At 57.4% G+C, this 23,446-nt stretch carries 24 protein-coding genes and 1 pseudogene; 13 read left to right on the top strand and 12 right to left on the bottom strand.

Features of this window, described 5'->3' with window-relative positions:
- Window positions 1-75: 75 nt before the first annotated feature.
- Window positions 76-1,041, top strand: a pseudogene (locus AC6I8F_RS18995) (polysaccharide deacetylase family protein).
- A gap of 14 nt (window positions 1,042-1,055) precedes the next feature.
- Here the strand turns inward: AC6I8F_RS18995 and rfaC are convergent.
- From rfaC to rfaD, 3 genes are read right to left on the bottom strand one after another with little or no spacing between them, the layout of a single operon-like run.
- Window positions 1,056-2,024, bottom strand: a complete 969-nt coding sequence (rfaC, locus tag AC6I8F_RS18990) for a lipopolysaccharide heptosyltransferase RfaC (RefSeq protein WP_166712389.1) — start codon at window positions 2,022-2,024, stop codon at window positions 1,056-1,058.
- A gap of 2 nt (window positions 2,025-2,026) precedes the next feature.
- Complete coding sequence (gene rfaF, locus AC6I8F_RS18985) at window positions 2,027-3,070, bottom strand: ADP-heptose--LPS heptosyltransferase RfaF (protein WP_058781669.1); 1,044 nt, start codon at window positions 3,068-3,070, stop codon at window positions 2,027-2,029.
- A gap of 17 nt (window positions 3,071-3,087) precedes the next feature.
- Window positions 3,088-4,020: an ADP-glyceromanno-heptose 6-epimerase gene (gene rfaD / locus AC6I8F_RS18980; protein WP_021507062.1), complete on the bottom strand. Its 933-nt coding sequence runs from the start codon at window positions 4,018-4,020 to the stop codon at window positions 3,088-3,090.
- A 231-nt stretch (window positions 4,021-4,251) separates the two neighbouring features.
- Between rfaD and AC6I8F_RS18975 the strand changes: the two genes are divergently transcribed.
- Window positions 4,252-5,463 carry a glycine C-acetyltransferase gene (locus tag AC6I8F_RS18975; protein ID WP_021507061.1) on the top strand — a complete coding sequence of 404 codons (1,212 nt, stop codon included), beginning with the start codon at window positions 4,252-4,254 and terminating at the stop codon, window positions 5,461-5,463.
- Window positions 5,460-6,488, top strand: a complete 1,029-nt coding sequence (gene tdh, locus AC6I8F_RS18970) for an L-threonine 3-dehydrogenase (RefSeq protein ID WP_021507060.1) — start codon at window positions 5,460-5,462, stop codon at window positions 6,486-6,488. The genes AC6I8F_RS18975 and tdh overlap by 4 nt, the downstream gene beginning before the upstream one ends.
- A 30-nt stretch (window positions 6,489-6,518) precedes the next feature.
- Here tdh and AC6I8F_RS18965 read toward each other — a convergent pair whose 3' ends face one another.
- The 4 genes from AC6I8F_RS18965 to envC form a co-directional block, all read right to left on the bottom strand.
- The gene (locus AC6I8F_RS18965; RefSeq protein WP_021507059.1) at window positions 6,519-7,430 is read right to left on the bottom strand and encodes a hypothetical protein; all 912 of its coding nucleotides are present in this window, start codon (window positions 7,428-7,430) and stop codon (window positions 6,519-6,521) included.
- On the bottom strand, window positions 7,423-8,652 hold the full coding sequence (locus AC6I8F_RS18960; RefSeq protein WP_136546190.1) for a glycosyltransferase: 1,230 nt from the start codon (window positions 8,650-8,652) through the stop codon (window positions 7,423-7,425). Before AC6I8F_RS18960 ends, AC6I8F_RS18965 begins: the two co-directional genes overlap by 8 nt.
- Before the next feature lie 67 nt (window positions 8,653-8,719).
- On the bottom strand, window positions 8,720-9,625 hold the full coding sequence (locus AC6I8F_RS18955; RefSeq protein WP_498028809.1) for a divergent polysaccharide deacetylase family protein: 906 nt from the start codon (window positions 9,623-9,625) through the stop codon (window positions 8,720-8,722).
- A gap of 3 nt (window positions 9,626-9,628) precedes the next feature.
- Window positions 9,629-10,930, bottom strand: a complete 1,302-nt coding sequence (gene envC, locus AC6I8F_RS18950) for a murein hydrolase activator EnvC (protein ID WP_031279626.1) — start codon at window positions 10,928-10,930, stop codon at window positions 9,629-9,631.
- Window positions 10,931-11,179: 249 nt separating this feature from the next.
- Between envC and AC6I8F_RS18945 the strand changes: the two genes are divergently transcribed.
- The 5 genes from AC6I8F_RS18945 (at window position 11,180) to cysE (ending at window position 14,293) form a co-directional block, all read left to right on the top strand.
- Complete coding sequence (locus AC6I8F_RS18945; RefSeq protein WP_058759412.1) at window positions 11,180-11,611, top strand: rhodanese-like domain-containing protein; 432 nt, start codon at window positions 11,180-11,182, stop codon at window positions 11,609-11,611.
- Between the two features lie 19 nt (window positions 11,612-11,630).
- The gene (gene grxC, locus AC6I8F_RS18940; RefSeq protein WP_010616518.1) at window positions 11,631-11,885 is read left to right on the top strand and encodes a glutaredoxin 3; all 255 of its coding nucleotides are present in this window, start codon (window positions 11,631-11,633) and stop codon (window positions 11,883-11,885) included.
- A gap of 40 nt (window positions 11,886-11,925) precedes the next feature.
- Window positions 11,926-12,390, top strand: a complete 465-nt coding sequence (gene secB, locus AC6I8F_RS18935; RefSeq protein ID WP_498028352.1) for a protein-export chaperone SecB — start codon at window positions 11,926-11,928, stop codon at window positions 12,388-12,390.
- Complete coding sequence (gene gpsA, locus AC6I8F_RS18930) at window positions 12,390-13,409, top strand: NAD(P)H-dependent glycerol-3-phosphate dehydrogenase (RefSeq protein ID WP_215800491.1); 1,020 nt, start codon at window positions 12,390-12,392, stop codon at window positions 13,407-13,409. The genes secB and gpsA overlap by 1 nt, the downstream gene beginning before the upstream one ends.
- A gap of 68 nt (window positions 13,410-13,477) precedes the next feature.
- Window positions 13,478-14,293: a serine O-acetyltransferase gene (gene cysE / locus AC6I8F_RS18925; RefSeq protein WP_498028351.1), complete on the top strand. Its 816-nt coding sequence runs from the start codon at window positions 13,478-13,480 to the stop codon at window positions 14,291-14,293.
- Here the strand turns inward: cysE and trmL are convergent.
- Genes trmL through cpxR form a run of 3 tightly spaced genes read right to left on the bottom strand, consistent with a single transcriptional unit; the run spans window position 14,290 to window position 16,870 of the window.
- Window positions 14,290-14,763, bottom strand: coding sequence for a tRNA (uridine(34)/cytosine(34)/5-carboxymethylaminomethyluridine(34)-2'-O)-methyltransferase TrmL (trmL, locus tag AC6I8F_RS18920; protein ID WP_021507051.1), 474 nt, complete (start codon window positions 14,761-14,763; stop codon window positions 14,290-14,292). The genes cysE and trmL overlap by 4 nt on opposite strands.
- Window positions 14,764-14,798: 35 nt before the next feature.
- Window positions 14,799-16,175: an envelope stress sensor histidine kinase CpxA gene (gene cpxA, locus AC6I8F_RS18915; protein WP_031279625.1), complete on the bottom strand. Its 1,377-nt coding sequence runs from the start codon at window positions 16,173-16,175 to the stop codon at window positions 14,799-14,801.
- Window positions 16,172-16,870, bottom strand: coding sequence for an envelope stress response regulator transcription factor CpxR (cpxR, locus tag AC6I8F_RS18910; protein WP_007885339.1), 699 nt, complete (start codon window positions 16,868-16,870; stop codon window positions 16,172-16,174). Before cpxR ends, cpxA begins: the two co-directional genes overlap by 4 nt.
- 150 nt (window positions 16,871-17,020) lie before the next feature.
- Between cpxR and cpxP the strand changes: the two genes are divergently transcribed.
- The 5 genes from cpxP to AC6I8F_RS18885 all read left to right on the top strand — a co-directional run bounded on the left by cpxP (window position 17,021) and on the right by AC6I8F_RS18885 (window position 21,820).
- Window positions 17,021-17,533 carry a cell-envelope stress modulator CpxP gene (gene cpxP / locus AC6I8F_RS18905; RefSeq protein ID WP_260641753.1) on the top strand — a complete coding sequence of 171 codons (513 nt, stop codon included), beginning with the start codon at window positions 17,021-17,023 and terminating at the stop codon, window positions 17,531-17,533.
- Between the two features lie 194 nt (window positions 17,534-17,727).
- Window positions 17,728-18,630 carry a CDF family cation-efflux transporter FieF gene (fieF, locus tag AC6I8F_RS18900; protein ID WP_058775485.1) on the top strand — a complete coding sequence of 301 codons (903 nt, stop codon included), beginning with the start codon at window positions 17,728-17,730 and terminating at the stop codon, window positions 18,628-18,630.
- Between the two features lie 207 nt (window positions 18,631-18,837).
- Window positions 18,838-19,800, top strand: coding sequence for a 6-phosphofructokinase (pfkA, locus tag AC6I8F_RS18895; protein ID WP_021507047.1), 963 nt, complete (start codon window positions 18,838-18,840; stop codon window positions 19,798-19,800).
- A 147-nt stretch (window positions 19,801-19,947) separates the two neighbouring features.
- Complete coding sequence (locus AC6I8F_RS18890) at window positions 19,948-20,937, top strand: sulfate ABC transporter substrate-binding protein (protein WP_021507046.1); 990 nt, start codon at window positions 19,948-19,950, stop codon at window positions 20,935-20,937.
- A 127-nt stretch (window positions 20,938-21,064) separates the two neighbouring features.
- Window positions 21,065-21,820, top strand: coding sequence for a CDP-diacylglycerol diphosphatase (locus AC6I8F_RS18885; RefSeq protein WP_058771029.1), 756 nt, complete (start codon window positions 21,065-21,067; stop codon window positions 21,818-21,820).
- A 68-nt stretch (window positions 21,821-21,888) separates the two neighbouring features.
- On the opposite strand, the gene tpiA is transcribed toward AC6I8F_RS18885, so the two are convergent.
- Both tpiA and AC6I8F_RS18875 read right to left on the bottom strand, forming a co-directional pair.
- Complete coding sequence (gene tpiA, locus AC6I8F_RS18880) at window positions 21,889-22,656, bottom strand: triose-phosphate isomerase (protein ID WP_058771030.1); 768 nt, start codon at window positions 22,654-22,656, stop codon at window positions 21,889-21,891.
- A gap of 121 nt (window positions 22,657-22,777) precedes the next feature.
- Window positions 22,778-23,368, bottom strand: coding sequence for a YiiQ family protein (locus tag AC6I8F_RS18875; RefSeq protein ID WP_058771031.1), 591 nt, complete (start codon window positions 23,366-23,368; stop codon window positions 22,778-22,780).
- Window positions 23,369-23,446: the final 78 nt, after the last annotated feature.

Genomic DNA, 23,446 nt, shown 5'->3' with positions numbered 1-23,446 from the left:
TATGGGAAAAGTTTGCGCCCGTCAGGAGCGTTGCGTACCATAGCGATTATAACACTGTAATTCACCGGATAAGTTATGGAAAAACCTGCCTTTTTAATTACCCTTGATACCGAAGGGGATAACCTGTGGCGCAATCGCAGCGGCAAGGTCACTACCCATAACGTCCGGTTTTTACCGCGCTTCCAGGCGCTGTGTTAGAAATACGCTTTTAAACCGACCTGGCTGACCAACTATGAGATGGCCAGTGACCCGGCTTATGTCGAGTTCGGGCGCGATCTGCTGGCGCGCGGTCAGGGCGAAATCGGTATGCATTTACATGCCTGGTACAGTCCACCTGAATATGCGCTGACCGACGATGAGTGGCGTTACCAACCTTATCTGATCGAATATCCTGAAAACGTCCTGCGCGATAAAGTCGCCTATATGACCGATCTGCTGGAGAACGCTTTTCAGCGTAAAATGACCAGCCACCGCGCCGGCCGCTGGGCATTCAATGAAGTGTACGCCCGCGCCTTGATCGATCAGGGCTATCTGGTTGACTGCTCGGTTACGCCGCGCGTGAACTGGCGTAATGCGCAGGGTGCACCGCAGGGACAGGGCGGAACGGATTACAGCCATTTCCCCGATCGCGCTTATTTCCTCGATGAACACGATATTTCCAAACCGGGCAACGGTCCGCTGCTGGAACTGCCGATGAGCATTCAGTATCGCTACGGCACACTGACCAATCAGCTTAAAAAAATGTGGAATGGCATCCGCGGCAGGCAGCGCGGACCGTCAGTGAACTGGCTGCGTCCGGTGGGGGGGAATCTGGCCCAGATGAAACAGGTGGCAGAACAGACGCTCGCACAGGGCAACGACTATGTGGAGTTCATGCTGCATTCATCCGAGTTTATGCCAGATGGCAGCCCCACGTTTAAAACGGAGGCTGATATTGAACGCCTGTATGACGATCTGGAAGGCCTGTTCAGCTGGCTGGCGACCCGGACGCAGGGCATGACGCTCACGGAGTTTGCCCGGCTGAAGCAACAGCAGCGCTAAGCCGCCCAATCGCGTTACAGCGCGATCTCAGCCAGCATGGCCATCACGTCGTCAGGCTGAATGCCTGCCATGCTGCTGCCCTGAGCGGGCCGTAACGCATGCTGATTCCTGCCATAGCCACCAATCAGACCCGGGTCAGTCGGGCCGAACAGGGTGATGTTGGGGCGATCCAGCGCGGCGGTCAGATGGCTCAAACCGGTATCCACTGAGACCACCGCACGGGCGCCCGCCAGCTGCTGCGCCACCTGCTCCAGCGTCAGCTTCGGCAACACCTCTGCATGATCAAACCCTGCTGCCAGCCGCTGCGCGCGCTGGTGCTCGTGTTCGGCGCCCCACGGCAGCCTGACGTGCAGGCCAGTGGGCTGAACCCGCGCGATGAGCTGGCGCCAGTGATCTTCCGGCCAGTGTTTGTTGTCGCGCGTTGTGGCGTGCAGAAACACCAGGTACGGTTGGCTATCCTGCGGTTGCGCCGCGAGAAAATGACCGGCAATGGCATAGTCGCCCTGCGTGGCCGGTTTATCATAGCCCAGACTTTTGGCGAACAGTTCGCGCGTGCGTTCCACGGCGTGCTGCTGCTTACCAATCTCATGACGCTTGTCATACCACCAGCTGGCGAACGGTTCACGTGCGCTGCGGCTGTCCTGACCATGTTTGATGCCTTTGGCGAGGCGCGTCACCAGCGCGGCGCTTTTAATCAGCCCCTGGGCATCAATCACCACGTCGTACTGACGTGATTGCAGCTCGCGTTTGAATTGCACGCGCTCTTCGCGCTGCTGGCTGCCAAACCAGTGTTTGCGCCAGCGACGAATCGCCACCGGCAGGACTTTATCGACGGCCGGATGCCAGCCGGGGATCTGCGCAAAATTCTCTTCCACCACCCAGTCGAAGCGAATGCCGGGAATCGCCTGCATCGCGTCGGTCAGCGCCGGCAACGTGTGCAGCACATCACCCATCGACGAGGTTTTAACAATCAAAACGTGCATGGTTACTCCTGCACCGGATGCAGCAACTCGTTGAGTTCCTGATGCACGCGTGCCGGTTGAATATCAATCAGGCTCTGATGATAGCCCTCTGCGGCATCGCCTTTGCGCACTTTGTGGTAGCCGGTAATCAGGCGAATGATGCGCGCCTGATGGGACAGCGGCGGCGTGAAATCCGGGCTGCTCGGGCCATACAGCGCCACCAGCGGCCGGTTGAGCGCGGCGGCAATGTGCATCAGTCCGGAATCATTGCTGACGACCGCAGCACAGTGGGCGATCAGAATCACCGCCTGCTCCAGCTGCGTTTCGCCCGCCAGATTGCGGCAGTGCGCGCGTGCCGTGTCCGGCAGCGCCTGCAGGATCGCCTCGCCGGTTTCCCGATCTTTAGCCGAGCCAAACAGCAGCACCTGATAGCCTTCAGCAATCAGCTGTTCTGCCAGCGCGGCGTAGTGATAGTGTGGCCAGCGCTTCGCGGGACCAAATTCGGCACCGGGGCAGAAGCCGATGGCCGGGCGATCGGCCGACAGCGCAAACTGCGCTGCGGTCATGCGTTTTTCATCGTCGTCGACGCGCAGCTGCGGCCACAACAGCGGCTGCGGCAACTGTGCTGCCGCCGCAACCGGCTGGTCATAGCCCAGCGCCACATAGCGCTCCACCATTAAGGGAAACGCGGCTTTGTCCAGCACACGCACGTCATTCAGCACGCCATAGCGCATTTCACCGCGCCAGCCGATGCGGCGTTTGATGCCGGCAAAAAACGGCACCAGCGCCGATTTAAACGAGTTTGGCAGCACATAGGCGCGATCGTAACCGCTGGCCCGCAGCGCTTTGCCCAGGCGACGGCGCTCACCCAGCGCCAGCGCACCGTGGCCAAGCGGCATCGCCAGCGCCTGATTCACTTCCGGCATGCGTGACAGCAGCGGCCGGCACCAGGCCGGCGCCATCACATCAATTACCGCCTCAGGGTGCGCCTGTTTCAGCGTGCGATAGAGACTTTGCGACATCATCATATCGCCGACCCAGGAGGGGCCAATAACCAGAATTTTCATCGCCGGTGCCGGTTTCCTTATGCGTGACGGTTCAGCCAGGCCATGTATTCGCCCACGCCCTGCGCAACGGTTTTAAACGGTTTGTCATAGCCCGCGGCGCGCAGTTTGCTGAGATCCGCCTGCGTAAAGGCCTGGTAGCGCCCTTTCAGTTTGTCCGGGAACGGGATGTATTCGATCTGGCCTTGCTGGTGGAACTTCAGCACCGCATCCGCCACTTCCTGAAAAGATTCGGCGCGGCCGGTACCACAGTTATAGATGCCGGAAACGCCGTTTTCCCAGCACCACAGATTGACTGCCACTACATCATCAACGTGGATGAAGTCACGACGGAAGCTGTCGCTGCCCTCGAACAGCTTAGGATTTTCACCGTTGCTGATTTGCGTATTGAGGTGGAACGCGACGCTCGCCATGCTGCCTTTATGGCCTTCACGCGGCCCGTACACGTTGAAATAGCGGAAGCCGCACACTGGCGAATCTGCTTCCGGCAGAATCTGGCGGACATAGTGGTCGAACAGCATTTTTGAGTAGCCGTACACGTTGAGCGGCTGCTCGTACTGGCGCTCTTCAATGAAGTTCTCGTTACGCCCGCCGTAGGTGGCGGCCGATGAGGCATACAGGAACGGAATTTCACGTTCGAGGCAGAAGTGCAGCAGATCTTTTGAGTACTGATAGTTGTTATCCATCATGTACTTACCGTCCCACTCGGTGGTGGCTGAACAGGCACCTTCATGGAACACCGCTTCAATCGGACCCAGATCTTCACCCGACATGATGTAGGTGAGGAACTCCTCTTTATCCATGTAATCCGCGATGTCCAGATCCGCGAGGTTCACGAATTTGGTGCCATCTTTCAGATTATCCACCACCAGGATATCGGTATGACCGCGATCGTTGAGCGCTTTCACAATGTTGCTGCCAATCATGCCCGCGCCGCCGGTTACGATAATCATATGCTTTGCCTTTAAACAGTTGGGGTGAAACAGGAGGTTTCACGCACGAATACCTAACATCATAACATTTCAGCCCGATGCGGACAGCCAGATGACGCCGATCGCGCTGCACAAATCCTGCGCGCCGCGTGAACTATGCTGCAAAACGGAGATTTCCCTGGCTGAATTGTCGTCCATTCGCTTTTCGATCAGTAATATGTGCCAAAATTTTGCTATCTGAGGAGCAGAATCATGTCCGATCAGTTCTATTCACAAATCCGGCAACAGCTTGAGACAACGCGGCAGGACGGATTGTTCAAACAGGAGCGCACCCTGACCTCGGCGCAGCAGGCGGAAATCAACGTCGCCAATAGCCCGCCGGTGATCAACTTCTGCGCCAATAATTATCTCGGCCTTGCGAACCATCCGGCGCTGATTCAGGCCGCCAAAGACGGCATGGACACGCATGGTTTCGGCATGGCGTCGGTGCGTTTTATCTGCGGCACGCAGGACAGCCATCAGCTGCTGGAACGCCGGCTGGCGGAGTTCCTCGGCATGGAAGAGGCCATCCTGTTCTCCTCATGCTTCGACGCCAACGGCGGGCTGTTTGAGACCCTGCTGGGCGCGGAAGACGCGATTATCTCGGATGCGCTCAACCATGCGTCAATCATCGACGGCATCCGCCTGTGCAAAGCCCAGCGCTATCGTTACGCCAACAATGATATGGCTGAGCTGCGCGCGCGCCTGCAGGAGGCCCGTGACAAGGGGGCGCGCCACCTGCTGATTGCCACCGACGGCGTGTTCTCCATGGATGGCGTGATCGCTAACCTGCAGGGCATTTGCGACCTGGCCGATGAGTTTAATGCGCTGGTGATGGTGGATGACTCGCACGCGGTGGGCTTTGTCGGCGCAAGCGGACGCGGCACGCATGAATACTGCGGCGTGATGGATCGCGTGGATATTCTGACCGGCACGCTGGGTAAAGCGCTGGGCGGTGCGTCCGGCGGTTACGTGGCGGCAAAACGCGAGGTGGTTGAATGGCTGCGTCAGCGCTCGCGCCCTTATCTGTTCTCTAACTCGCTGGCACCGGCGATTGTGGCCGCATCGCTGCGCGTGCTGGATCTGCTGAACGAAGGCGATGGGCTGCGGCAGCGGCTGTGGGAAAACGCCCGCTTCTTCCGGGAAAAAATGACCGCCGCGGGCTTTACGCTGGCCGGTGCCGATCACGCCATCATTCCGGTGATGCTGGGCGATGCCAAAGTGGCGCAGCAGTTTGCCAGCCTGCTCCAGCAGGAAGGCATCTACGTTACCGGCTTCTTCTATCCGGTGGTGCCGCAGGGCCAGGCGCGCATTCGCACGCAGATTTCTGCCGGCCACACTCAGGCGCAACTGGAGCACGCGGTGGCGGCCTTCACGCGCATCGGACAACAGTTAGAGGTTATCACTGCAGGAGCCAACGGATGAAAGCATTGGCTAAACTGAAAGCGGAAGAGGGGATCTGGATGGTGCACGACGCGCCGGTGCCGGAGCCCGGTCATAACGATCTGCTGATTAAAATCCGCAAAACCGCCATTTGTGGCACCGATGTGCACATCTATAACTGGGACGACTGGTCGCGCAAAACCATTCCGGTGCCGATGATCACCGGCCACGAATACGTGGGCGAAGTGGTCGGTATCGGTCAGGAAGTGAAGGGGTTCGCCATCGGCGATCGCGTATCGGGTGAAGGTCACATCACCTGCGGCCACTGCCGCAACTGTCGCGCCGGCCGTACCCATTTATGCCGTAATACCGTGGGTGTCGGGGTTAATCGTCAGGGCTGCTTCGCTGAATATCTGGTGATCCCGGCGTTTAACGCGTTCAAAATTCCCGACAATATTTCCGACGAGCTGGCGGCGATTTTCGATCCATTCGGTAACGCGGTGCATACCGCGCTCTCGTTTGATTTGGTGGGAGAAGATGTGCTGATCTCCGGTGCCGGACCGATTGGCATTATGGCGGCATCGGTGTGTAAGCACGTCGGCGCGCGAAACGTGGTGATCACTGACATCAATGAGTATCGCCTCGGGCTGGCGCGTGAAATGGGCGTGACGCGCGCGGTCAACGTGGCGCAGCAGAATCTGCGCGAGGTGATGACGGAACTGGGGATGACCGAAGGCTTTGATGTCGGACTGGAGATGTCCGGCGCGCCGCCGGCGTTTCGTACCCTGCTGGAGACCATGAATCACGGCGGACGCATTGCGCTGCTGGGCATTCCGCCGGGTGAGATGTCGATTGACTGGAATCAGGTTATCTTCAAGGGGCTGTTTATCAAGGGGATTTACGGCCGTGAGATGTTTGAAACCTGGTACAAAATGGCCGCGCTGATTCAGTCCGGCCTCGATCTGACCCCAATCATCACGCATCGCTATCACATCGACGACTTCCAGCAGGGCTTCGACGAGATGCGTTCCGGGCGTTCAGGCAAAGTGGTGCTGAGCTGGGATTAAACGACACACCGGCCTGCGGGCCGGTGACGCTCAGGATTGCTGTTTTTCCGCATCGGTCAGGTAACGCACCTTTCGCGTGTAGTCCTGGCCTTTGAAGCTCAGCGGCTGGTGCGGATCCTGCAAATATTTTTGCCATTCACTTAAGGGAAAGCCGCCATGCGCGCCAATCACCTGCGGTGGAATCACGGCCGACTGACCACCAATGCGTTTCGACACCGGCCAGTTAGCCCATTCGCCCAGATTGACCGTGCGGACATCCAGCAGGTCGAGCAGGGCAGCGAGCGGTAGCTGATCGGTTGGCGGCTGGTCGTCGTTCATCAATTCCCAGGTATCATTAAATAACGTCAGCCACAGCGGACAAATACGCTGCCATGTGCGACGGGAGGCCGCCAGGTAGGCGCCATTCACGTGATCCTGCAAATAAGGGCGAACGGTGTGGTGGTAATAGGCCGGAATATGTTCTTCTGGTGCGCCGGCCAGTTTGGCGATCATCTTGCCCTGACGGAAGCTGCTATACAGATGATGCTCACGCATCGCAATATCCGGCGTTTTCAATAAATTGAGATCGGAATCGATCATCAATATACCTTCACCGGTCGCCTGCAAGGGGGCCTGAAGTTTTATCAGGCGGCTGCGGTAGATCTGTTTATAACGGTAGTTTTCTTCTCGAAACGGCACTTCCAGCGTCACCACGCGCACGCGTGCCGGCAGCGGCGGAAAAGCGCTGGAAGGCTGATCGCTGACGATGACAATTTCGCTGATGGTGTCGGCGCAGCGGCTGGCAAAATAAGCGCTGAGCACCGCTTCTTCAATGTAATCAGCGCCGGTACAGGGAATGACCACAGAACTGACGGCAATTGTGCCCTGCGCATCCGCCTGCGTGGCGGGAATGTTGTGGCGCGAGAGAATATAGCGACGGTGTTTATTTAAAAAATCAAACATGCTTTTTTCTCTCCATGACGTTTTCCAGAATGTTTTCCACGCCCGACACGTAATGTTCAATGCTGTAGCGCTCGCGCACCCGGGCGGCGGCGGCGGCGATTAAACGCTGACGCAGTACAGTATCCTGCCACAGCGCGCTAAGATGCTGACTAAGCTGTTGCGTATTGCCATAGTCAAACAGTAAACCGGTCTCGCGGTGTTGAATTAATTCCGACGTACCGACGACATTCGAACCTATCACCGCCGTATTCACCAGCATCGCTTCCAGCACCACGCGCGGCAGCCCTTCACTGGCTGAGGCGAGAATAAACGTATCGAATGCCGCCAGATAATCCAGCGCGTTATTTTGAAAGCCGGTAAAAATAACCTGCGCGGCAATCCCTTCTTTTTGTGCCAGCTGCTGTAAGTGCTGCTGCTCCGGGCCGGCACCGACGATCACCATTTTCCATTTAGCGGCAGGATGCGCGCGGCTGAATGCACCTAGCGCCTGCAAAATATGATGGTTGGATTTACGCGCAATCAGGGAACCGATGGAGCCGAAAATAAAGGTATCCGCGGGATAATCAAAGCGCTGACGCACCGCCTCACGCACCGGCAGCGGCTGATGAATATCGATAGCGTTGGATACGGTAAAGCAGCGCTGCGCATCAACACCGCTTTCGCTTAAGGTGCGGTGTACGCCCTGTGACACGGCAATCACCGCATCACAATGCCGATTAATCATGTTGACCAGCGCATTATTGAGTAACGGGTCAATGCGGCAGTGCTGAATTAACGCCACGTGAGTCTGTTCAGCGGCGAGATAGCCTTCAACGTTGGTGCTGGGCTGATTATTCATGTACAGCGCATCATAGCCACCGTCGCGTAAAATCGTCGCGATTTGGCGGGCGTTAGGCTGCATGCGCCACTGGCGATCGATGTGGTCGATGGCGCTTTTTTTCACCGCGCGGTTAAAAAACAGCAGGGTGCGCAGCAACTCTTTGGTGATTTTTGCCCAGAGCGGCTGGCGGCGCTGCGCAATAAATAGCACCGGAATGCCGATCGCGTCTAATACCGAGGCAATGGTCTCCTGATTGCCACGCGCATAATTCTGATAAAAACAGCAGGTGATAGCGAAACGCTGGCGATCGATGCGCTTGAGTAATTCCAGCATGCTGTTGGTGCCGCCGCCCCATTCGCGCCCGGTATCCAGCAGCAGAATTTTCTTTCTGGTTGACGTCATCTGTTCCGATATCCTTGCGCGGAAAAGGTGTGGCGTTAAATAAGGCGCAGCCCGCTGCGCCTGATAATCAGAATAGCTGTTTAAGCGACTGCACGAGTGAACTGCCGGTAATGCTCTCTGTCACCACCTCCACCGCACGACTCTGCGGTACGGCAGGCAGCGGCTGGCCCGGCTTACACACGCCAGGCGCGCGGAATACCGGGGTACGCGGTTGCACCGGCGTGCTGGCCGGCGGCGTAGCGCCCTGGCGCAGCGGTTCGTTGAGCAACTGGCTGGGGCGGACGAGGGTGATATCGCCCGGTAGCGTCGGCAACATCTGCTGCAACACCCGTACCGTGGTGGGATGCGGATGGCCAATGGCGATAGCGTAGCCATCACGCTGTGCCAGCTTCACTGCGCGGGTGAACTGGGTGCGAATCGCCGCTTCATTCTGGCTGTCGTCGAGGAATACGCGCCGCTTCAGCACCTTAACCTGCGTGCCCTGCGCGGCCGGAACCGACTGGCTGTTGCCAATGGTCATGCTATCGAGGAAGTAGTAGTTGTAGTGATTGAGCACCTGCATCACTTTCTGCATGCCGGGCAGGCTGGAGGTCATTTTGCTGCCCATATGGTTGTTCAGGCCAACCGCATACGGCACTTTGTTGCTGGCTTCACGCACGATGCGCGCGATCTCTTCGCTGCTCATCTCCGGCGTCAGCGTGTCCTTCTCCAGCGGCTGTTTGCTCAGCGGCGCCATCGGCAGGTGAATCAGCACTTCATGACCGCCCTGATGCGCTTTGGTTGCCATATCACGCGCATGAGGCGCGTTGGGTAGCACCGCTACAGAAATCGCGGCAGGCATCTGCAGCACTTTATTCTCTTCAGCCGGGCGGTAGCCGAAGTCGTCAATGACGATAGCCAGTTTTCCCGCATGGGCGGCAAAGGTGAAAAACAGCCCGCACAGGGCGGCGCTAAGCTTTTGGGACTGAAACAACACTTATCTTCCTAACCACGGCAGTGGGTTGACGGCCTGTCCCTGACGACGAATTTCAAAGTAGAGCGAGGGCGTGCCGCGGCCGCCGCTGGTGCCCACGAGGGCGATAGGCTGTCCTGCCTTCACCTGCGCACCGACGCTCACCAACGCGCTCTGATTGTAGCCATAAAGGCTCATATCGCCTTTACCGTGTTCGACGACCACAACCAGGCCGTAGCCTTGCAGCCAGTCGGCCATCAGCACGCGACCATCAGCAATGGCTTTGACTTCAGTGCCTTCCGGCGCATCAATCACCAGACCTTTCCAGCGCAGTTCGCCCTGCATTGCTTCACCAAAGCGATGTTCAATGCGACCGCGCACTGGCCAGATGGCCTGTCCGCCCGGCCGGCCAAGGCCGCCGGTGCGCGCCATCAGCTCGCGCTCGCTTTGCGTAGGGGAATAGCTGGAGCCTTTGGCTTTTGCCTGGGCCTGACGCTGGCGCACTTTTTCCGCCTCGCGCGCTTCGCGTTGCGCCCGTTCGCGCGCCTCACGTTCGGCTTTAGCGATTTTGTCCTGCAGGCGGCTTTCGTTCTGGCGCATTTCGACCAAATCGGCCTGATCCTTCTCCAGCGCGCTCTCCAGTGCGGACAGCGTTTTCTTGCGTGCGGCGCTGGCGGTTTCCAGCTTGTTCTGTTGCGTCTGCTGCTGCGCTAACAGCGACTTTTGCTGCTCCTGCTTGCCCTGCAGCGCCTGACGCTGCTGCGCCAGCTCCTGCTGAGTCTGCTTAAGCTCGTCGATGTTTTTCTGCCGGGCGGCATTGAGGTAGCCAAAATAGGCCAGAATGCGTTCGCTGCGCTGTGCTTCTTCACCGCCGAGCAGCAGCTGTACGCCGTTGTGCTGGCCCTGACGAAACGCGGCATCCAGCTGCTGCGCCAGCAGTTTTTCCTGCTGCGCCTGCTGCTTTTCCAGCCGGGCAATGGCGGCGGTGGTTTGGGCGATTTCGCCGTTCAGCGCGCTCAGGCTATTGCGGGTTTCACGCAGCTGGCGACTGGCCTGGGCAATCACCTTTTCCTGACTCTGCAGCTGATCGAGCAGCTTACTGCGCTGCAACTTCTGCGCTTTAACGCTTTTCTCTTTTTCGGCGATGTCCTGCTGAATGGACTTAAGCTGCGTTTTGCTGTCATCGGCGCTATGCGCGGCGACGGGCAACAGCAACGCACCCGCACAAAGCAGGCTGAGGGAGATATCGGACCAGCGAAATGACAACGGAGATGCCGGGTCGTTGTAACGGGTCCTTGTGTGTGTAACGGTCGCTTTTCCCTTCATAGTCGATAATTATTCCACGATGAACAGCCGCTTACCAGTTATCCCGGCCGGGTTTTGCTTTACGAAAGATGTCGGCCACAGCTTACCGGGATAAAGATTGTCTCAATTTTGCGATTAGAACACTTTTTTTGGAAAATGACGCACAAATCGTAACTCTGCCCGCTTCGCGACTGTACATGCGAAGTGGCGCAGGTATACTCAGAACCCTTGTTTTAGCTTATTAGCCCCGGTCTGGAGTCGTTACCCCTCATGCAAGAAATTATGCAGTTTGCAAGCAATCACCCCATCCTTAGTCTGGCATGGGTCGCTTTACTTATTCTGGTGATTGTAACCACCGTTAAAGGTATGTTCTCTAAGGTAAAAACCATCAGCCGTGGCGAAGCAACCCACCTGATCAACAAAGAGGACGCGGTGGTGGTAGACGTTCGTTCACGCGACGACTATCGCAAAGGACACATTTCAGGGGCTATTAACATCGCCGCAGCCGATATCAAAAAAGGCAGCTTCGGCGAGCTGGAAAAGCACAAGTCGCAGCCCATAATTGTGGTATGTGCCACCGGCCAGAGCGCCGCAGAACCGGCAGCCACCCTTAGCGCAGCGGGTTTTGACAAAGTGACCGTGCTGAAAGATGGTGTGAGCGGCTGGAGTGGCGAAAACCTGCCGCTGGTTCGCGGTAAATAACTTCCTGAGGTATCACCGCATGGCTAATGTTGAGATTTACACCAAAGTGACCTGTCCTTACTGCCACCGGGCGAAGGCGTTGCTGGATCAAAAAGGCGTGTCATACCAGGAGATTCCCATTGATGGGGACGCGGTAAAGCGCGAAGAGATGATCAAACGCAGCGGCCGCACCACGGTGCCACAGATCTTTATTGACGCGCAGCACATTGGCGGCTGTGACGATCTCTACGCGCTGGACGGGCGTCAGGGACTCGATCCCTTGCTCCGCGCATAACATTTTCGACCGACAATTTTCATTTAAAGGATTCAGTAACATGTCAGAGCATAGCAGCAACGAAATGCAGTTCCAGATTCAACGCGTTTACACCAAAGACGTCTCATATGAAGCGCCAAACGCACCTCAGGTTTTCCAGAAAGAGTGGGAACCGGAAGTGAAGCTGGATCTGGACACCGCCTCTTCTCAGCTGGCGGATGAAGTGTATGAAGTCGTGCTGCGCGTTACTGTCACCGCCACCGTGGGCGAAGACACCGCGTTCCTGTGCGAAGTACAGCAGGCCGGTATCTTCACCATCAGCGGTATCGAAGGCACGCAGATGGCACATTGCCTCGGCGCTTACTGCCCGAACATTCTGTTCCCGTATGCGCGTGAATGTGTCACCAGCCTGGTGTCACGCGGTACCTTCCCTCAGCTCAATCTGGCGCCGGTCAACTTTGATGCGCTGTTCATGAATTATCTGCAGCAGCAGGGTGAAGGCGAAGCGCCACGTCAGGATGCCTGATGACTACACTCAACGCTTCGATTAGCGTCATCGGTGCCGGCTCGTACGGCACCGCACTGGCCATTACGCTGGCCCGTAATGGCCACCCGGTGCTGCTGTGGGGTCATAATCCGCAAAACGTGGCGCAGCTGCAGGCTGACCGATGCAATAGCGCTTTCCTGCCCGATGTTCCTTTCCCCGATAATCTCGTTCCTGAAGCCGATCTGGCCCGCGTCGTCAGCGCCAGCCGCGATCTGCTGGTGGTAGTGCCAAGCCATGTGTTCGGCGACGTGCTGATGCAGCTCAAACCGCTGCTGCGTGCCGACTCACGCATTGTCTGGGCGACCAAAGGACTGGAAAAAGAGACCGGACGGTTGCTGCAGGATGTGGCGCGCGAAATCCTCGGCGACAGTATTCCGCTGGCGGTGATTTCCGGCCCGACCTTTGCCAAAGAGCTGGCGGCCGGTTTGCCGACGGCGATTGCGCTGGCGGCCACTGACGCGCAGTTTGCCGACGATCTGCAGCAAAAGCTGCACTGCGGCAAAAGCTTCCGCGTTTACAACAATCCGGACTTTATCGGCGTGCAGCTGGGCGGCGCAGTGAAAAACGTCATTGCGATTGGTGCCGGGATCTCCGACGGCATTGGCTTTGGTGCCAACGCGCGTACGGCACTCATCACCCGCGGTCTGGCGGAGATGAGCCGTCTCGGTGCTGCGCTGGGTGCCGATCCGACGACCTTTATGGGCATGGCGGGTCTTGGCGATCTGGTGCTGACCTGTACCGATAATCAGTCGCGCAACCGCCGTTTCGGCATGATGCTGGGGCAGGGCGAAAGCGTGGATGAGGCGCAACGCATTATCGGACAAGTTGTAGAAGGCTACAGAAACACCAAAGAAGTCAAAGCGTTAGCTGCGCGTGTGGGCGTGGAAATGCCAATAACCGAGCAAATTTATCAGGTATTATATTGCGAAAAATCGGCGCGAGAGGCAGCATTGAGCCTGCTTGGTCGTACAAGGAAGGACGAGAACAGCCAAAGCTAAAGCAGGACGCTTAAGCATTATCACCTGTAGCGCCTCATCGGGCGCTTTTTTATCGGGAGCAAACAGCAATGTCGTCTGAAGAGTTAGAACTGGTCTGGAACCATATCAAAGCCGAAGCCAGAGCGCTGGCCGATTGTGAACCGATGCTGGCCAGTTTTTACCATGCGACCTTGCTCAAGCACGAAAATCTCGGCAGCGCGCTCAGCTACATGCTGGCTAACAAGCTCGCTAACCCGATCATGCCCGCTATTGCCATCCGCGAAATTGTTGAAGAAGCCTATCGTCAGGATCCTGAGATGATTGTCTCGGCCGCGTACGATATTCAGGCGGTGCGTCAGCGCGATCCGGCGGTCGACAAATATTCCACGCCGTTACTCTATCTGAAAGGCTTCCACGCGCTGCAGGCGTACCGTATTGGTCACTGGCTGTGGAAAGAGGGACGGCGCGCGCTGGCGGTGTATCTGCAAAACGAAATCTCGATCTCATTCGCCGTGGATATTCATCCGGCGGCGCGCATCGGGCGTGGCATCATGCTGGATCACGCCACCGGTATCGTGATTGGTGAAACGGCTGTGGTGGAAAATGACGTCTCCATTCTGCAGTCGGTCACGCTGGGTGGTACGGGTAAAACCAGCGGCGATCGCCATCCGAAGATCCGTGAAGGGGTGATGATTGGCGCAGGGGCCAAAATCCTTGGCAATATTGAAGTCGGGCGCGGTGCCAAAATCGGTGCCGGTTCGGTGGTGTTGCAGCCGGTGCCGCCCCATACCACGGCGGCCGGCGTGCCGGCGCGCATTGTCGGCAAACCAGCCAGCGACAAACCGTCGATGGATATGGATCAGCACTTCACCGGCGCCGGGTTTGAGTACGGCGACGGCATCTAGCCTTTGATCAGCGCGCCCGCATAATCCAGCTGGCGCCACGCCTCATACACCACCACTGAAACCGCATTCGACAGGTTCATGCTGCGGCTCTCCGCGCGCATCGGAATGCGGATCTTCTGTTCTGCCGGTAACGCATTAAGAATTTCTGGCGGTAAGCCACGGCTCTCCGGGCCAAACAGCAGATAGTCGCCCGGCTGATAGCTGACGGCGCTGTGCGCCGGTGTGCCTTTGGTGGTCAGCGCGAATAAGCGCTGTGGCGCTTCTGCCGCCAGAAAAGCGGCATAGCTGGCGTGCTTTTTCAGCGCGGTATATTCATGGTAATCCAGTCCGGCGCGGCGCAGGCGTTTATCATCCCAGGCGAAGCCTAACGGCTCAATCAGGTGCAGCTGAAAGCCGGTATTGGCGCACAGGCGGATGATGTTGCCGGTATTTGGCGGGATTTCAGGTTCAAATAAGACGATGTTTAGCATAAGGCCCCCGGAAACGAGGGCCGCAGCATAGCAAATTATTGCCGGGCGGAGTACAGCGGCAGCCACAGCGTCAGGCGCAGACCGCCTAACGGGCTGTCATCGGCTTTCACCCAGCCGCGGTGCTGTTGCACGGCGGTTTCGACAATCGCCAGCCCGAGCCCGGTGCCGCCGGATTCACGGTCACGCGCTTCATCGGTGCGGTAGAACGGACGGAAAATCTGCTCGCGATCTTCCGGGCTGACGCCGGGACCGTCGTCGTCCACGTGCACGGTAATGCCCTGAATATCCACCGCAAAGCTAACGCTGATGTGCGTGTGTGAATAGCGCAGCGCGTTACGCACAATGTTCTCCAGCGCGCTTTCCAGCGCATGCGGGTTGCCGTACAGCGGCCATGGACCGGGCGGATAGGGCACGTCCATGGTTTTACCCATCTGCTCCGCTTCGAATTTGGCATCTTCCAGCACGCCATTCCACAGCTGGTTGGCCTTCATCGCTTCGCTCACCAGCGCGTTCTTGTGCTGGGTGCGCGACAGTACCAGCAAGTCGTTGATCATGCCGTCCAGACGCTGCGCTTCGGTCTCAATGCGCTCCAGCTCTTTGCCTTCGCCATGACGCCGGCGCAGTAGCGCCGTCGCCAGCTGCAGACGCGTCAGCGGCGTGCGTAATTCATGGCTGATATCCGACAGCAGACGCTGCTGTGCCGTCATCATGCGTTCGAGCGCGCTCACCATCTGGTTGAAACTGGAGCCGGCAGCGAGAAATTCCTGCGGGCCCGATTCCAGTTCCGGATGCTGACGCAAATTTCCGCTAGCCACTTCATCCGCGGCATGTTTTAGTTTGCGTGCCGGACGCGCCAGGCTCCACGCCAGCCACAGCAGCAGCGGTGAGCTGATTAACATCGTGACGATGAGCAGCAGCAGAGGACGGTCAAACAGCAGGTTGACGAAATCGAGCTGGGAACTGGTGGCGGGACGGATCAGATACAGCTGGTAATTGTCTTCGCCGTCGCGCACCGCGAAGGGACCGACCATCTCGACGCGGCCATACTTTTTCTTCTGCGGATGATCGGCATTATCAGACTGGCCGATAAAGTTGCGGATCACCTGCATTTCATTGTGCTGCGCACCGATCACCCGTCCTTCGCTGGTCACCAGCAGCAGGCGCTGACCGGGCGGTGCCCATTTGTCGATGGCGCGAAACAGCCGGCGCCACCACATCAGGTCGTTGGGCGGATCCTGTGACAGCTCCGCCTCAACGTGTTGCTCAATCATGGTACCCTGGCGCTGTTCGCTCTCCATCAGTGAGGTCATCTGGCGCGAATCGAGTTTGGGCACCATCAGTACCAGCATCAACACCAGCGCCAGGGTGAGCCAGAAGATGGCGAAGATGCGGGTAGTCAAACTTCCAATCATGATGCCGAAACCATCAGATAGCCGCGTCCGCGCAGAGTTTTGAACCACGGATGACCATCACGACGTTCCGGCAGCTTACGACGCAGGTTAGAGATGTGCATATCAATAGCGCGGTCAAACGGCGTCAGGCGCTTGCCCAGCACTTCCTGGCTGAGATGCTCGCGTGACACCACCTGGCCAAGATGCTGCGCCAGTAAGTAGAGCAGGGTGAACTCGGTGCCGGTGAGATCCAGCGTTTCGCTGTCGAAGCTGGCTTCCTGACGGCCCGGATTCAGGCGCAGGCAATCCACTTCCAGCGTCGGTGAGCTGTTATCGTGCTGTTGCTGCTGTTCGCTCCAGTTTGAACGGCGCAGAATCGCACGGATACGCGCCACCAGTTCGCGATCGTTGAACGGCTTTGGCAGATAGTCATCCGCGCCCAGTTCCAGGCCCAGAACGCGGTCCAGCTCGCTACCGCGGGCGGTTAGCATGATGACAGGGGTTTGATGTTGCTGGCGTAGCTCTTTTAACGTGTCGATACCGTTCTTCTTCGGCATCATGACATCGAGCAAAAGCAGGTCGACGGTGTTGTCCAGCAGATTGAGCGCCTGCTCGCCATCGCTGGCGACAATCACCTCAAAACCTTCCATTTCAAGCAGTTCTTTAAGCAGCGAAGTCAATTCGCGGTCGTCATCAACCAACAGGATTTTATTCATTTTTTGTTGCCCTCCGCAGGCAAAATACCGTGTTCCTATAGTGGCAATCCAACGCTTTACGTAGTTTTACACCCCCTGACGGATGTTTGCAGCTGTCGCCGTACACTAGCTCTCGTTGAATCGCAAAACGGAACGAACCGGGAGTAAACGATGCGCTACTTAACCGCCGTCGTCTTTGCCTCAGCGATGGTTCTCAGTCACGCCAGCGCAGAAGCAGCAGACACGACGACGATTGACGAGATGCATCATAACGGCGGATTGACGACAGGCAGTATGACGCAAAATCCGCAAAGCCACATGTTCGATGGCATTGAGCTGACTGAACAACAGCGGCAACAGATGCGCGACCTGATGCAGCAAGCGCGCCATGAACGCCCGGTGTTAAGCGTTCAGGACATAGAAACTATGCATGACCTTGTCATTGCAGACAAATTTAACGAATCGGCTATCCGCCAGCAGGCAGAGAAACAGGCCCGCGAGCAGGTAGAACTGCAAATCGAGATGGCCCGGGTTCGTAATCAGATGTATCACCTGCTAACGCCTGCACAGCAAGCGACATTGCAGAAGAATTTTGAGCGGCGCCTGAGTGAAGCGCGTCGGCTCTCCGGATTGCAGCCATCATCACCGCTGCAAGCAGTGAGTAGTACCAGCAGTAACCAGTAACATAGTATCCCTGTTTTCCTTGCCATAGACACCATCCCTGTCTTCCCCGCCATGATGGCGGGGTTTTTTTTGCCCTGAATTCGCGGGCAAACTGCATCCGTTTCGCTATCCTGTCACGCAGTCTGCACGGGACGGTGATAAACTTGAGCCATTTTCCACTGCATGGCGTGCTGCAGCGCCTGACGAGGCAAGGCATGGAACCTTCCTACGCAAAACTGGTAAACCGCGCGGCGCTGGCGGCGACCACGCTGGCAACGCTGTTGCTGATCGTGAAAATTTTCGCCTGGTGGTACACCGGTTCGGTCAGCGTGCTGGCGGCGCTGGTGGATTCGCTGGTCGATATCGCCGCGTCACTGACCAATCTGCTGGTGGTGCGCTATTCACTGCAGCCTGCCGATGACGATCACACCTTTGGTCACGGTAAAGCGGAATCGCTGGCGGCACTGGCGCAAAGCATGTTTATCTCCGGATCGGCGCTGTTTCTGTTTCTTACCGGGCTGCAGCATCTGGCCACGCCGGAAACGCTGCGCGCGCCGCTGGTGGGCGTAGTCGTGACGCTGATCGCCCTCAGCTCCACGCTGGTGCTGGTCGCTTTTCAGCGCTGGGTGGTGCGGCGTACCCGCAGCCAGGCGATTCGCGCGGACATGCTGCATTATCAGTCGGATGTGGTGATGAACGGTGCGATTCTGGTGGCGCTGGGCTTAAGCAGTTATGGTTTTAAGCGTGCGGATGCGCTGTTTGCGCTCGGCATCGGCGTATATATCCTCTATAACGCGCTGCGCATGGGCTATGAAGCGGTGCAGTCGCTGCTGGATCGTGCGTTGCCGGAGCAGGAAAAACAGGCGATTATCGCGCTGGTAAGCCACTGGCCCGGCGTACGCGGTGCCCATGCGTTACGTACGCGGCAGTCCGGCCCGACGCGGTTTATTCAGCTTCATCTGGAGATGGACGATCATCTCCCGCTGGTGCAGGCGCATCAGGTGGCGGATCAAATTGAGCAGGCATTACGGCAAAAATTTCCCGGCTCAGATGTGATCATTCATCAGGACCCCTGTTCTGTCGTGCCGCAAAATCAGCAGGGGTTTTTTCAGTTTTAGCCGTTATAAAACATAGCATTGCGTGAAAAAAATGACGTAACGCTAACAACTCTGTAAAAAATTAGCGAAAACTTGTCTGACCTGAATCAATTCAGCATCAAGCCTTTGATATACTATCTGCAACTATTAAGCCGTGCGATCGCGAGCTGGTCCACACCGATCGACAGGCAGGAATAATCCTTAGTTTTGAACAATCCAGAGGTTGTCATGATCAAAAAAATCGGAGTACTGACCAGCGGCGGCGACGCCCCAGGCATGAACGCAGCCATTCGCGGAGTTGTCCGTTCCGCGCTGAGTGAAGGCCTTGAAGTTTTTGGTATTTATGACGGCTATCTGGGTTTGTACGAAGACCGCATGATCAACCTCGACCGCTACAGCGTGTCGGACATGATTAACCGCGGCGGCACCTTCCTCGGTTCGGCGCGTTTCCCGGAGTTCCGCAACGAAGAAGTGCGTCAGGTCGCGATCGAAAACATGAAAAAGCGCGGCATTGATGCGCTGGTGGTAATCGGCGGTGACGGTTCTTACATGGGTGCCAAACGCCTGACCGAAATGGGTTTCCCGTGCATTGGCCTGCCGGGCACCATCGACAATGACGTCGCCGGTACCGATTACACCATCGGTTATTTCACCGCGCTGGAAACCGTAGTTGAAGCGATTGACCGTCTGCGCGACACCTCTTCTTCGCATCAGCGTATCTCCATCGTAGAAGTGATGGGCCGCTACTGCGGTGACCTGACCTTAGCGGCGGCCATCGCCGGTGGCTGTGAGTTCATCGTGCTGCCTGAAATCCCTTACACGCGCGAAGAGCTGGTGGCAGAAATCCAGGCTGGCATCGCGAAAGGTAAAAAACACGCCATCGTGGCGATCACCGAACACATCTGTGACATCGACGATCTGGCGCACTTTATTGAAGCGGAAACCAAGCGTGAAACCCGTGCCACCGTGCTCGGCCACATCCAGCGCGGCGGTGCGCCATGCGCTTACGACCGCATTCTGGCATCACGCATGGGCGCTTATTCAATTGAGCTGCTGCTGCAGGGCTACGGCGGTCGCTGCGTAGGTATTCAGAACGAGAAGATGGTACATCATGACATCATCGACGCTATCGAAAACATGAAGCGTCCGTTCAAGCGCGACTGGCTGGATACCGCGAAAAAACTCTACTAATCAACGATAAATCGGGCGCGATCGCTTTCGCGCCCTTTTTTATGCCTTGCTATATTCTCCATAGTTATAACAGCTTATTTTTAATTCTTTAATCCATGGATTGCTTTGTGTCAGTCTTGTTCTATAACGACCTCGGGAGAGCAAGCAATGAACAAGTGGAGTATTGGTGTCACCCTGTTACTGGCTTCAACCAGTGTTCTGGCAAAGGATATTCAGCTGTTAAACGTCTCTTACGATCCAACCCGTGAGCTGTACGAGCAGTACAACAAAGCGTTTAGCGCGCACTACAAGCAGGAAACCGGTGACAACGTGGTGATCCGCCAGTCGCACGGCGGTTCGGGTAAGCAGGCGACGTCCGTGATCAATGGCATCCGCGCAGATGTGGTGACGCTGGCGCTGCAGTCCGACGTGGATGCTATTGCTGACCGTGGTCGTATCGATAAAAACTGGATCAAGCGTCTGCCGGACAACTCGGCACCTTATACTTCCACCATCGTGTTCCTGGTACGCAAAGGCAATCCTAAAGGCATTCATGACTGGCCGGATCTGATTAAGCCAGGCGTTTCCGTTATCACGCCAAACCCGAAAACCTCCGGCGGCGCACGCTGGAACTATCTGGCGGCCTGGGGCTGGGCGCTGGACCAGAACCACGGTGACCAGGCCAAAGCGCTGGCTTACGTCCGGGCGCTGTTCAAAAACGTTGAAGTGCAGGATTCCGGTGCACGTGGCGCGACCAACACCTTCGTTGAGCGCGGTATCGGTGATGTGCTGATTGCATGGGAAAACGAAGCCTATCTGGCCGTTGATAAGCTGGGCAAAGACAAGTTTGAAATCGTTACGCCGAGCGAATCGATCCTCGCCGAACCGACGGTCTCCGTGGTCGATAAAGTGGTGGATGAACAGGGCACGCGTAAGGTGGCGGAAGAGTATCTGAAATATCTCTACTCACCGGAAGGCCAGACCATCGCGGCGCAAAACTTCTATCGCCCGCGCGATCCTGAGGTGGCGAAGAAGTTTGCCAGCAGCTTCGCGCCGGTTAAGCTGTTCACCATTGATGACAAGTTTGGCGGCTGGAGCAAAGCGCAGAAAGCACACTTTGCCGACGGTGGCAGCTACGATCAGGTCATGAAACCGTAACCGCGTTTTCATCATGACGAAACGGTCAGCCCTGCGCTGGCCGTTTTGCTTTACGGCGCGGAAAAAGCCGTGACTTTCCGCTGGCGACAGGTGAGGATGCTGACAGCTCATCACTGAGGATCTGGCCATGCAGGCGCGCCGCCGTAGTGTTACGTTGCTGATTATCGCGTTCATCCTTCTGATTGCCGGACTGATCGCCGGTGCGGTGCATTTGCATAAAAACGCCGACGCGCTATGGCAGATTGTCAGCGAAAAGTGCGTACCGGACATGACGCAACGCGGTAATCCTGCCCCCTGTCAGCAGGTCAATCTGGCGCAGGGTTACGTTACGCTCAAAGATCTGAATGGCCCGCTGCAATATCTGCTGATGCCGATAGCAAAAATCACCGGCATGGAGAGCCCAATCCTCCTCGAACCCACCACGCCGAACCTGTTTGCTGCCGCCTGGCAGCAGCGCCGCCTGCTGGCGCAGAAGCGCGGTGCGCCTGTCGACGACCGCGTGCTGTCGCTGGCTATCAACGCGCAGTATGGTCGTACGCAGAATCAGCTGCACATTCATATCTCCTGCCTGCGACCGGATGTGCGTCAGCAGCTGGATACGCTGGCGCCGAAGCTGAATGCGCAGTGGCAGACGGCAACGCTGCTGCGGCATACCTGGCTGATTCGCACGCTGAGCACTGCCGAACTGGCGCAGCAGAGCGTATTTATCCGGCTGGCTGAGGAGGTGCCGCATGCGCGCGGTGAGATGGGCAAATACGGGCTGGCGCTGGCCCGGTTGCCGGATGGACGCCTGGCGCTGCTGGCGCTGGAGCGCAACTGGCTGAAGCTGAATCGCGGTTCGGCGGAAGAACTGCAGGATCACCAGTGCCGTTTGCTGGAGTGAGTGGCACCGCGACCGATTAAGGCAATAAAAAAGGCGGCTCATCAGCCGCCTTTCTCTGCGTGAGAAACTTACGCGTTTTTCGCTGCTGCAGCGGCTTTGACGATCACCGCGAAAGCGTCGGCTTTCAGAGATGCACCGCCCACCAGCGCGCCGTCGATGTCCGGCTGGGTGAACAGTTCTGCGGCGTTTTTGTCGTTAACCGAACCGCCGTACTGAATGATTACCTGCTCAGCGATAGCGGCATCTTTCTTCGCGATGTGGTCGCGAATGAATTTGTGTACTGCCTGCGCCTGCGCTGGGGTCGCTGATTTGCCGGTACCGATGGCCCAGACTGGCTCATAGGCGATAACCGCGTCTTCGAAGGCCGCTGCACCCTGGGTTTCCAGCACGGCGTCGATCTGACGTGCGCACACTTCTTCAGTTTTGCCGGCTTCATTCTCGGCTTCGGTCTCACCGATGCACAGCACCGGTACCAGGCCTGCGGCCTTCAGCACGGCGAATTTCTTCGCGATGAACTCGTCGCTCTCTTTATGGTAGGTGCGGCGCTCAGAGTGGCCGATGATGATGTATTTCGCGCCGATGTCTTTCAGCATCTCGGCAGAGGTTTCACCGGTGAAAGCGCCAGACAGGTTCACGTCAACGTTCTGCGCACCCAGCGCAATCTGGCTGCCGGAAATGGCGTGTTTGGCCTGATCCAGATAGATCGCCGGCGGAGCAATCGCCACACCGCAGCCTTCCACACCTGACAGCTCTTTGCGCAGGCCTTCAATCAGCTCGCCCGCCATGTGCTTGCTGCCATTCAGTTTCCAGTTACCCATAACCAGTGGATGTCGCATTCTTTCCTCCGCATAACGCGATTCATGAAATAGCGCTGCCATCGGGGCAGCGATGTCTGCCAGACAGTATAGAGATCAAATGGGGCGCTGGCTTTGCTTTTCGTCATTTTTGCCGGGGAGATCAGGGGCTAGCGAGCGCCAGTTTAATGGGCTCAACGGCGAAGGTCAGTCCCTTGTCGCCGTTGTCTGCGACCACAAAGCGCAGTGCACCTTCGGTGCGGGAAAAATAGCGTGCGCCCTTGCCGGCGCTGAGCAGGCCATCGAGCTTCTTGTGTCCCTCTTCCGCTGACAAACCGGGCACAAAAAAGCGCAGTAGCGCAGTCATGTAATCCATGGCGCGTGTCTGTGCCGCTTTCATATCCGGGCCCGGCACCGGCAGCCAGGTAATCTGCAGCGTTTTAATCTTGCCGGTGCCCTGTTCCAGCGCGGTAGAGGCATACAGCGTTTCGCTGATTTTGCTGGCGGCACGTGTCAGGTGACTCTTGTCATCGCGGTTATCGATGGCGCGATACTCCTGCAGCGGCAGGTCAGGATTGGCGGCGTTGTACTTTTCGCGGAACTGCGCGATGGTCATATCAAAGGTGGGCGCACCCGCCAGCAGATACGGCGCCGCAGGCAGGTGATCGTTGCGATCCTGCGCGGGCGCGTCCTCCGCCCAGGCGGGAAATGTCAGTGCGACGCTGAGCAGCAGCGCGACTGGCAGATTCTTCATTGCTTCGGCCCTAAATCATTCACTTAGCCCACGATTAGAACGGTTTTTACCGCTGAAAGTCAAAACCCGCGCCGGGAA

It is taken from the genome of gamma proteobacterium symbiont of Axiagastus rosmarus, assembly GCF_059730925.1.
The sequence above is the reverse complement of the archived record's forward strand: the minus strand, read 5'-3'. Positions and strand labels throughout refer to the sequence as shown.